Raw genomic sequence first — 9418 nt, forward strand, 5'->3', positions numbered from 1 at the left:
GGTGGGATCCGCCATGCCGGAACCACGGGAAACCGCCGTCTACACGCACGGGCACCACGAGTCGGTGCTGCGTTCGCACACCTGGCGGACCGCCGCCAACTCGGCCGCCTATCTGGTGCCGTCGCTCCGCCCCCACATGAAGATCCTGGACGTCGGATGCGGGCCGGGCACCATCACCGCCGACCTGGCCGGGCTGGTGCCCGACGGGCATGTCACCGGCGTCGACCGGGAGCCGGGGATCCTGGAGCGGGCGCGTGCCACGGCTGCCGAGCGGGGTCTGGCCAACGTCGACTTCGCGGTCGCCGACGTGCACGCCCTGGACTACCCGGACGACACCTTCTGTGTGGTGCACGCCCACCAGGTGCTGCAACACGTGGGGGATCCGGTGCGGGCGCTGCGCGAGATGAGGCGGGTGCTGAAACCCAGGGGCTTCCTCGCCGTGCGGGACGCGGACTACGAGGCGATGACCTGGTTTCCGGCGTCCGAGGGGCTCGACCGCTGGCTGGACCTCTACCGCCGGGTCGCCCGGGCCAACGGCGGTGAGCCGGACGCCGGGCGCCGGCTGAAGGCGTGGGCGCTGCGAGCGGGGTTCACGGACGTCACGGCGACCTCCGGGACGTGGACGTTCGCCACGCCCGAGGAGCGGGCCTGGTGGAGCGGGCTGTGGGCCGACCGGACGCTGGCGTCGGAGTACGCGGACCGGGCCCTGCGGGGCGGGCACGCGAGCGAGGCGGAACTGCGGGCCGCGGCCGAGGCCTGGCGGGAGTGGGGGGAGCGGGAGGACGGCTGGTTCAGCGTCCTGCACGGAGAAATTCTCTGTCGGAAGGACGCCTGAAACACAGATTCGGGGACACCCTAAAAGCAGGAGGTTCGAATTATGGTTCCCATCCTGCTGGTGCTGCTTCTGGCGTTGGTTCTGTTCGGTGCCGGATTTGCAGTAAAGGTTCTCTGGTGGATCGCGCTCGCGGTTCTCGTTGTGTGGCTGCTGGGATTCTTCGTCCGCGGTACGTCGGCGGCCGGAGGCAGGGGCCGCTGGTACAGGTGGTGAATTAGCCCCCGTCGCGGGGCAGCAGCGGTCCGAGCGGCCCGAGGTCCAGGTTGAGGTCCTCGGGCCGCAGTCCGTAGCGGTCCCGCAGTTCCGCCATCCGCTCCTCCAGCAGCATGAGCGTGAGGCCGATCCGCTCCTCCTGCTCCTCGCTCAGATCCCCCACGTCGAACCGGCGCAGCGCTTGGCGCTCCATGAGCTGGCGCAGCAACTCCACCACCGTGAGCACGAGTTTGACCAGGTCACGCTCGACGGTGTCGGGTTCCAGGTCCAGCCGGTTGCGGCGCGGCCGCGGGTCCTGCGCGGGCTGGTCGGACGACGTCACAGCAACTCCTCGAACGGGGAAGGCACCTGGGCGTTCACCGAGCTGATGAGCGCGTTGAGGTCGATACGGACGAGGTCGACGTCGGCGATGCGCAGCGTGACGTCCCCCGTGATCACGACACCGCCGGCGAGCAGCCGGTCGAGCAGGTCCACGAGGGCGACCTCACGGCGTTCCACTACGGTCACTGCTTCTTCCCGTCGGTCATGTGGCCTCCCCGGCGAACGAATAGGCCGCCCAGGGGCCGGTGAGTTCGACGCGCATTCCGGGCACCTCGCCCTTCGTGCGGTCCACCATTTCCACGAATTCCTCGGAATGCGCGCGCGGCACGAGATAGGCGGCGTTCAGTACGTTACGCCCGGTCGCTTTGGAAAGCGCGGGGTTCTGCGGGGGATGCAGCCGGGAATCCTCTGCGAATGCGGAAAGCTCCTCGTGCAGTCGGGTCGAAAAGCTTTCCGCCTTCTGCCACATCTCCTCGTGCGACCTGGTCTGCATACGCCGCTGCCGCAGGTAGTCGCGGCCCGATGTGGCCTTCTGCGCGGGCCGGGCGCTCTCCTGCGGTTCGGACTCGGCGTACACCTTCACACCCCACTCGACCCGGCCCTCCAGGCGGTCGAGGGTGCGCCGGAAGTCCTCTTCGCGGGCCTCCATCATCGTCCGCACGCCGCTGTCGTCCCGGAAGACGGTGCCGAGCCGCAGCGGCAGCGGGGTCGTGACGGTGGTGAGCGCGTCGATCACGCCCTGGTGGGCGCGGGCGGTCTCGGTGAGCCAGTCCAGGTCCTCCAGATGGGCGCGGAGCGGTTCCTCCGCGAAGTCCCGCTCCGGTACGTGGCTGACCACGGCCACGAGGCCGTGGTGGTTCAGCGCTCTGGGCGGATCGCCCGCCACCCCCGACAGCTGGGACTGGAGAGGCGTACCGAAGGGGCGGCAGACGGCGTAGACGTACCGCAGTCCGGTCACGGTGCCTCCTTCTTCTGCGCGCGGCCGGGCTCCAGTTCCTCCAGCCGGGCCAGCCTCTCGCGCAACTCGGCGTTCTCACGGGTCAGTTCATCACGGCGGGCCCGCGAGCTCAGTGCCGGGTCGGTCTCCCACCAGTCGATGCCCATCTCCTTCGCCTTGTCCACCGAGGCGACGATCAAACGCAGCTTGATGGTGAGCAGTTCGATGTCGAGCAGGTTGATGCGGATGTCGCCCGCGATGACGATGCCCTTGTCGAGCACCCGTTCCAGGATGTCGGCGAGGTTGGCGCCGCTTCCCTGGCCGTAGGGTTCGGGCATCCTGCTGGGCGTCGTCATCGCCGGCTCCCGCCTTCGGCGTACTCGTCCTCGTACTCGTCGGCCTCGTCACCCTCTTCGTCCTCGTACTCCCCTTCGGCCTCTTCCTCGGGCTCGTCCTCGGGCTCCTCCTCGGGCTCCTCCTCGGGCTCTTCCTCCTCGTCGTACTCGGCCTCCGCTTCGTCCTCGTACTCGCCCTCGGGTTCCTCCTCGCCTTCCTCCTCCGGCTCCTCGGCGTACTCGTCCTCGGGCTCCTCGGACTCCTCGGACTCCTCCTCGGCGAGCGCGTCCTCGTGACTGCGGACGACCTCGCCGTCGCGGATCTCGCCGCGCCAGCCGTCCTCCGCCTCGCCCTTGAGCGTGACGAAGCGGACGAAGTTCTTCAGGTCGAGCCGGGCGCGGCGGCCCTGGGCGCGCCAGATGTTGCCGGTCTTCTCGAAGAAGCCGGACGGGTAGTACTCGATGACCAGCAGGACCCGTGTGAGGTCGTCGGTGATCCGGTGGAAGGAGACGACGCCCTTCGTCGTGCCCTTGGCGCCCTCCGAGGTCCACGCGATGCGGTTGTCCGGCACCTGCTCGGTCGTGTGCGCCTTCCAGCTGCGGTTGGACCAGAAGACCTTCAACTGCCAGTCGGAGTGGGTGTCGTCGTCGCGGCTCGCGCTCTTGACGCCCTTCGCGAAGGTGCTGAAGTCCTGGTACTGGGTCCACTGGTCGTAGGCGGTGCGCACGGGCACGCCGACGTCGATGTGCTCGATGATGACGGTCGGCTTGTTGCCGGAACGGCCCTTGCCCTTCCCCTTGCCGCCGCCCAGGTTCTTCAGGGCGCCGGTCACGCTGTCCTTGGCGCGCGAGGCGCCGGTCTCCAGGGCGGCGCGCAGCGGTCCCTTGCCCTCGGCGAGCTTGCGGCCGCCGTCGAGGGCGAGCTTGGCGAAGCCGGGGCTCTTGCCCTCGGCGATGTCGTTCAGTCTGACGGTGGTCTCGCCGAGCTTGCGGCCCACGCCGGTCAGCATCCGGGTGGCCTGGGCGGCGAGGTACTCCTGCAGTTCGGCCTTCAGCCGGTCGGCGGCCTCGCTGTGGGCCACGTCGGTGAGCGGGTTCTTCGTCGCTCCGCTTGCGGCGGAGGACGCGGATCCGAGCGTGTCGGTCATCCCTCACCGCCTCCCTTCGGCAGCCGGGTCCGGGAGCTGCCGCCCCGGTTCCCGGCGGAGGTCGCCTTCTTCGCGGCCGTGCCCTTCTTCGCCGCCTTCGGGCCCGCCGTCTTCTTGGCGGGGGCCTTCTTCGCGGGTGCCTTCTTGGCGGGGGCCTTCTTCGCCGCCTTCTTCGCGGGTGCCTTCTTGGCCGGGGCCTTCTTCGCCGCCTCCTCCGGGGCCGGCTCCGGCTCCTCGTCCTCGTCCGGCGCGGAGTCCTCGGGCTCCTGGGGCTCCTCGTCCTCGACGTCCTCGGCACCGGCGCCGCCGGGCACCGCGCCCGCCAACTGGTCACGCACCTGGGCCGTACGCCCGTGCAGCCGGTCGGCGAAGGCGTCGAGCTGCCGCTCGACCATGGCCCCGGAGGCCGCCTTGCCGACACCGCGCAGGTCCTGCCGCAGCTGGTCCCCGATCTCCTTGACCTGCGGATTGTTCCGCAGCTGCTGCTGGACCAGGTCCGCGACCATGCGCGGGCTCAGGTTCATCCGCTTCCCGGCCGCCAGGCCGCCGATGGCCACCGCCATCTTCAGCTTCTTGGTCCGGCCCAGGAGATATCCGGCCCCCACGGCGAGGCCCAGTCCCATTCGGTTCATCGTGTCGTCCCGTTACCCGTTCCCGCGCTCCCGCGCGAAGCGATCTCCAACCGGTCGAGGAGGTCGTCCTCAAGACGGTCGAACTCCTCCTCGGTGATCTCACCGGCCTCCAACTGCTCCTCCAGACGGGACAGTTCGGCCCGGACCGTGGCGGGGTCGTAGTAGATCCGCTCGGCCTCCTGGAGCACCTGTCTGATGGCCCAGGCGCTGCCGCGCACGGGTGCGAACGGCAGCAGCAGCACCTCCGATATCAGGCCCACGTCGTCACCCCGCTCCGGCGTCCGTGCCGCTCGCCACCGTGCCCGCCGGCTCGGTCGGGCCGGGCTCGACGAAGCTGTACGGCGGCAGCGGTCCGTTGACCCGCACCTCCAGGTGCGGCAGGTCCTTGCGGGCCTCTTCCACGGCTGCCAGGAAGGTGTCGGCCGACTTCCGGTCCACCAGGAACGACACGTTGGCCAGCCAGCCGGTGGACTCGGGACCCACGCTTACGGCCTCGGCAGCCGGTTCCAGCACGCGCTGGAGTGCGGCGGCGTCCTCGGCCTCCCGGGCCTTGACGGCGGCCGCGACCATCTCGCCGAGCCGGATCTTGTCGTCGTAACTGCCGCCGCCCGCCTGGCGGTTGGCCTCGGCGAGACCACGGATCTCCGGGTTCTCGGCCATCACCTGGTGCAGTACGGCCTCTTCGACGTGGTTGGCCTTGACGTTGTACTCGACCCGGCCGTCGAGGGCCCGCAGGCGCTCCTTGTAGTGCTCGGCGCGCTCGGCGAGGACCGCCGTGATCGAGTTGTCGTCCGGGGCGACGCTGCCGAACCGCATGGGCAGCACACAGCCGGCCGCGCCCGCCTCGCTGAGCACGTTCTGGTGGGCGAGCAGGTCCTTGCGCTTGGGCCGCAGCCCTTCGGGCGCCTCGCTCACCACGGCGGCCAGGTCGCCCTCGCGCAGGATGCGCACCGGGCGTGGCGGGTCGCCGACGCCGCCCATGCCCTCGGGGAGCCCGGGGTGCGAGCTCGCCGCGATGCCGTAGACGTAGGTGCTCACTCCTGCTCCTCCTTCCGGCGGGCGGACGTGCTCTTACGGGCTCGCGGACGGGACTCGGTCTCCTGCTCGGAGCCTTCGGAACGCGCCTGCTTGAAGGCGTCGGAGATGGTCTCGGCGGCGCCGGACAGCGCCCCCTTGGACTTGCCGCGCGCGCCGGACTCGGTCATCTCCCCCACCAGGTCGGGCAGGCCCGGGTCCTTGCGCGGCCCGGCCTCCAGGTCGAGCCGGTTGCACGCCTCGGCGAAGCGCAGATAGGTGTCGACGCTGGCGACGACGACGCGAACGTCGATCTTGAGGATCTCGATGCCGACCAGGGAGACTCGCACGAATGCGTCGATGACGAGCCCCCTGTCCAGAACAAGTTCAAGCACGTCGTAGAGACCGCTGCTGCCGCCTCCGCCGCCGGTCTGCTGTGCCGGTACGACTGTCATGCCGGATGTCCCTCCTTGTCTGTGGGTGCGGGTCCGGTCGGGCGGCCTAGTGACCGCCGGTCCTTCGCGGGTCGGACCGCCCCCGCTCGTAGCGGCGGACGCGGCGATAACCCGTGAGTTGCCCTCGGGCGTCGAGCTCCACCTGATAGCTCGCCATCAGGCTCATCGTGTCGGGCACGCGCTCGAGTTCGAGGACCTCGACCTCCAGCGCCCAGCCCTGCTCGGTCTGCTCGAAGGACGACACGGACTCGGCGGTCATGCCGGTGAGCTCCGCGAGCTGGCCGCGCGCGTGGCGCAGCACCTCCATGGGGCTCGGCCGGTCGTCGGCCGTGTTGTCAGTGGATTTGCGAGGATTCTGGGAGTCCTGAGATTTCTGTGAACTCTGTGACTCTTGCGTGTTGTTTGTGTTCGACATGGCCACCTCCCCCTCCGTGTGGCCGCAAGAGTGTTCGCCAAACCTCTACGGGCGCATGCATCTGCCACCCGCCGCGGGCCACGGGTGTGGCTCAGCCGCGCAGGGCGTTCAGCCGCCGCCGGGCCGGTCCCAGTGCCCGGCCTCGGGTGAGCAGACCCGACCAGGGGTCGGTGCGGGCCTGCTCGACGGCGTCGGCGATGGTCCAGCGGCGGGCATGCAGCTCCGGGTCGTCCAGCTGGTCCCAGGTGATCGGGGTGGCCACGGGCGCGCCCGGCCGGGGCCGGACCGTGAACGGCGCGACGGCGGTCTGCGCGTAGGCGTTGCGCTGCACGTCGAGGTAGAGCCGCTCACCGCGGTCCTTCTTGCGGGCGGCGGTGGTCAGCCGATCGGGGTGGGCGTCGGCGAGGGTGCCGGCGACGTCGTGGGCGAAGGAGCGCACCTCGTCGAAGTCGTGCCGGCCGTTCAACGGCACGATCAGGTGCAGCCCGCGCGATCCGGTGGTCATCAGCGCCGAGGGCAGCTCCAGCTCGTCCAGCAGCTGCCCAAGCAGCCGGGCGGCCTCGCGTACGGCGTCGAAGTCGTCCCCCGCCGGATCCAGGTCGAAGACCAGCCGGTCGGGGTGGTCGACGCTGTCGGCGCGGGACAGCCACCGGTGCAGCGTGACGGCGGCCTGGTCGGCCAGGTAGAGGAGGGTGGCGGTGTCGTCGCAGACCACGTGGCGGACGGTGCCGCCCTCCTTGGCCACCTCGACGCGGGTGATCCACTCCGGGTAGTGGTCCGGGGTGTTCTTCTGCATGAACGTGGGCCCGTCGAGCCCGTCCGGGTGCCGCTCCAGCATCAGCGGACGGCCGCGCAGGTGCGGCAGCATGAAGGGCGCGACGGCGCGGTGGTAGTCCACCAGGTCGCCCTTGGTGTACTCCTTGGCGTCCCCGCCGCCGGGGAAGAGCACCTTGTCCGGCCGGTGGACCTCCACGGTGCGGCGGCCGGCCCGCACCCTGCGCGTGCCGTCGCCGCCGCTCACGGCACGACCGCCTCCTCCACCAGCAGCCGCCCGGCCGCCGCGACGGACTCGGCGTCGATACCCGCGGCGTGCAGCTGTTCGTCCGGGGAGGCCGAGCCCGGCATGCTCCGTACGGCGAGCCGTACCAGGCGCGGTACGGGGCGTCCGTCGCCGAAGGCTTCCAGGACCGCGTCGCCGATGCCGCCCTCCGGGTGGTGGTCCTCCACGGTCACCAGGCAGCCGGTCTCCTCGGCGGCCCGGCGCAGGGTGGCCCGGTCGACGGGCTTCACCGAGTACAGGTCGATCACCCGCGCCCGGATGCCCGCCCGCTCCAGGGCGTCGGCGGCGGCCAGTGCCTCGTGCACGGTGACGCCGGCCGCGACGAGGGTCAGCCGGTCGCGGTCGGAGGAGCGCAGCACCTTGCTCCCGCCGACCGGGAACTCCTCGTCCGGGCCGTAGATCACGGGGCTCTCGCCGCGCGAGGTGCGCAGGTAGCGGACGCCCTCCAGGCCTGCCATCGTGCCGACGAGCCTCGCGGTCTGGTTGGCGTCGCAGGGGTACAGCACGGTCGAGCCGTGCACCGCCCGCATCATCGCCAGGTCCTCCAGACCCATCTGGCTGGGCCCGTCCTGGCCGATGGCGACGCCCGCGTGCGAGCCGACGAGGTTGATGCCGGAGCCGCTGACGGACGCCATCCGGACGAAGTCGTGGGCCCGGGTCAGGAAGGCGGCGAAGGTGGCGGCGTACGGCACCCAGCCGCGTGCCGCGAGTCCGACGGCCGAGGCGACCAGCTGCTGCTCGGCGATGTAGCACTCGAAGTAGCGGTCGGGGTGCTCCTTGGCGAAGAACTCCGCGCGGGTGGAGTCGCCGACCTCGCCGTCCAGGGCGACGATGTCGCCGCGGCCGGTCCCCAGGGCGGCCAGGGCCTCGCCGAAGGCGTTGCGGGTGGCGACCTCCTCGCCCTTGTCCCAGGTCGGGAGTTCGAAGTTCCCGGTGTGGACGGAGTGCAGCATGCGCGCGGCGGGCGGCTCCTGCACCTGGACGCGGATGTCGCGCGGGCCGCCGAGTTCGGCGATCGCGTCGTCGGCCTCGGGCAGCGGCTTGCCGTGCAGGCCCTCGCGGTCCTGGACGCCCTCGACGCCCTTGCCCTTGAGGGTGCGGGCGAGGATCGCGGTGGGCTGGCCCTTGGTGGACGCGGCCTCTCCGTAGGCGCGGTCGATCGCGTCCACGTCGTGCCCGTCGACCTCGATGGTGTGCCAGTCGAAGGCCTGGAAGCGGCGGGCGTAGGCGTCCAGGTCGTGGCCGTGCCGGGTCGGGCCGCGCTGGCCGAGCCGGTTGACGTCGACGATCACGGTGAGGTTGTCCAGGTGCTCGTACCCGGCGTGCTCGGCGGCCTCCCACACGGATCCCTCGGCCAGTTCGCTGTCGCCGCACAGCACCCAGGTGCGGTAGCCGGTGCGGTCCAGCCGCTTGCCGGCGAGCGCGATGCCGACCCCGACCGGCAGGCCCTGCCCGAGCGAGCCGGTGGCCGTCTCGACCCAGGGCAGGCGCTGGGGTGTGGGGTGCCCTTCGAGTCGGCTGCCCAGCTTGCGGAAGGTGAGCAGCTCCTCGTCGTCGATGGCGCCGGCCGCCTTGTACGCGGAGTACAGCAACGGGGAGGCGTGTCCCTTGGAGAGGACGAAACGGTCGTTGCCGGGGTGGGCGGGGCGGTCGAAGTCGTAGCGGAGGTGGTGCGCGAGCAGGACGGCCATCAGATCGGCCGCGGACATGGAGGACGTCGGGTGCCCGGAGCCGGCGGCGGCGGCAGCGCGGACACTGTCCACGCGCAGCTGCTGTCCGAGGTCGGTGAGTTCACCGGTGTTCATGAGTCTCCTTTCGCGGAGTCGTCCGGGACGTCGGACCGCTTGACGGGACCGGGAGCGGTGTCGGGTCCGGGGGGTGGCTGACCGGCCGGGGGCTCCGGGACGGCCCCGGGCTGCTTCTCGGCACCTTCACGGCCGGGCTGCTTCTCGGCGGGCTCGCCGCCGGGCTGCTTCTCGGCGGGCTCGCCGCCGGCCTGGTTCGTGGCGGGTTCGCCGCCGGGCTGATTCTTGGCGGGTTCACCGCCAGGCTG

14 protein-coding genes and 1 pseudogene are annotated in these 9418 nt (G+C 71.1%); 2 read left to right on the top strand and 13 right to left on the bottom strand.

The window, feature by feature from the left end; all coding sequences use genetic code 11:
• Positions 1 to 13 precede the first annotated feature (13 nt).
• Together GTY47_RS03715 and GTY47_RS03720 are read left to right on the top strand one after the other, a co-directional pair.
• Positions 14 to 835: a class I SAM-dependent methyltransferase gene (locus tag GTY47_RS03715; RefSeq protein ID WP_010038700.1), complete on the top strand. Its 822-nt coding sequence runs from the start codon at positions 14 to 16 to the stop codon at positions 833 to 835.
• Positions 836 to 877: 42 nt separating this feature from the next.
• A complete protein-coding gene (locus tag GTY47_RS03720; protein WP_010038701.1) occupies positions 878 to 1048 on the top strand; it encodes a hypothetical protein in 171 nt (56 codons plus the stop codon).
• Between the two features lies 1 nt (position 1049).
• Here GTY47_RS03720 and GTY47_RS03725 read toward each other — a convergent pair whose 3' ends face one another.
• The 13 genes and pseudogenes from GTY47_RS03725 to GTY47_RS40630 all read right to left on the bottom strand — a co-directional run.
• The gene (locus GTY47_RS03725; RefSeq protein ID WP_010038702.1) at positions 1050 to 1370 is read right to left on the bottom strand and encodes a gas vesicle protein K; all 321 of its coding nucleotides are present in this window, start codon (positions 1368 to 1370) and stop codon (positions 1050 to 1052) included.
• Positions 1367 to 1555 (bottom strand): gas vesicle protein, encoded by a 189-nt coding sequence (locus GTY47_RS03730; RefSeq protein ID WP_029181094.1) that lies wholly within the window; start codon positions 1553 to 1555, stop codon positions 1367 to 1369. Before GTY47_RS03730 ends, GTY47_RS03725 begins: the two co-directional genes overlap by 4 nt.
• A 16-nt stretch (positions 1556 to 1571) precedes the next feature.
• Positions 1572 to 2327: a GvpL/GvpF family gas vesicle protein gene (locus GTY47_RS03735; protein WP_010038704.1), complete on the bottom strand. Its 756-nt coding sequence runs from the start codon at positions 2325 to 2327 to the stop codon at positions 1572 to 1574.
• Entirely contained in the window at positions 2324 to 2662 is a 339-nt protein-coding gene (locus GTY47_RS03740) for a gas vesicle protein (RefSeq protein ID WP_010038705.1), read from the bottom strand. Before GTY47_RS03740 ends, GTY47_RS03735 begins: the two co-directional genes overlap by 4 nt.
• Entirely contained in the window at positions 2659 to 3789 is a 1131-nt protein-coding gene (locus GTY47_RS03745) for an SRPBCC family protein (protein ID WP_010038706.1), read from the bottom strand. Before GTY47_RS03745 ends, GTY47_RS03740 begins: the two co-directional genes overlap by 4 nt.
• A complete protein-coding gene (locus GTY47_RS03750; RefSeq protein ID WP_029181095.1) occupies positions 3786 to 4421 on the bottom strand; it encodes a hypothetical protein in 636 nt (211 codons plus the stop codon). Before GTY47_RS03750 ends, GTY47_RS03745 begins: the two co-directional genes overlap by 4 nt.
• Positions 4418 to 4681, bottom strand: a complete 264-nt coding sequence (locus GTY47_RS03755) for a gas vesicle protein GvpG (RefSeq protein ID WP_010038710.1) — start codon at positions 4679 to 4681, stop codon at positions 4418 to 4420. Before GTY47_RS03755 ends, GTY47_RS03750 begins: the two co-directional genes overlap by 4 nt.
• Before the next feature lie 4 nt (positions 4682 to 4685).
• Positions 4686 to 5459, bottom strand: a complete 774-nt coding sequence (locus GTY47_RS03760; protein WP_010038712.1) for a GvpL/GvpF family gas vesicle protein — start codon at positions 5457 to 5459, stop codon at positions 4686 to 4688.
• On the bottom strand, positions 5456 to 5890 hold the full coding sequence (locus tag GTY47_RS03765; RefSeq protein WP_010038714.1) for a gas vesicle structural protein GvpA: 435 nt from the start codon (positions 5888 to 5890) through the stop codon (positions 5456 to 5458). The genes GTY47_RS03760 and GTY47_RS03765 overlap by 4 nt, the downstream gene beginning before the upstream one ends.
• A gap of 46 nt (positions 5891 to 5936) precedes the next feature.
• Positions 5937 to 6305 (bottom strand): gas vesicle protein, encoded by a 369-nt coding sequence (locus GTY47_RS03770; RefSeq protein WP_078602812.1) that lies wholly within the window; start codon positions 6303 to 6305, stop codon positions 5937 to 5939.
• Positions 6306 to 6396: 91 nt separating this feature from the next.
• Positions 6397 to 7326: a non-homologous end-joining DNA ligase gene (gene ligD / locus GTY47_RS03775; RefSeq protein ID WP_010038718.1), complete on the bottom strand. Its 930-nt coding sequence runs from the start codon at positions 7324 to 7326 to the stop codon at positions 6397 to 6399.
• Entirely contained in the window at positions 7323 to 9170 is a 1848-nt protein-coding gene (locus GTY47_RS03780) for a transketolase (RefSeq protein ID WP_010038720.1), read from the bottom strand. Before GTY47_RS03780 ends, ligD begins: the two co-directional genes overlap by 4 nt.
• Positions 9167 to 9418: pseudogene (locus GTY47_RS40630) on the bottom strand (dehydrogenase); the annotation flags it as partial. The pseudogene GTY47_RS40630 and the gene GTY47_RS03780, both read right to left, overlap by 4 nt.

Source organism: Streptomyces sp. SID5464 (assembly GCF_009862985.1).
Lineage (GTDB): Bacteria > Actinomycetota > Actinomycetes > Streptomycetales > Streptomycetaceae > Streptomyces > Streptomyces chartreusis_D.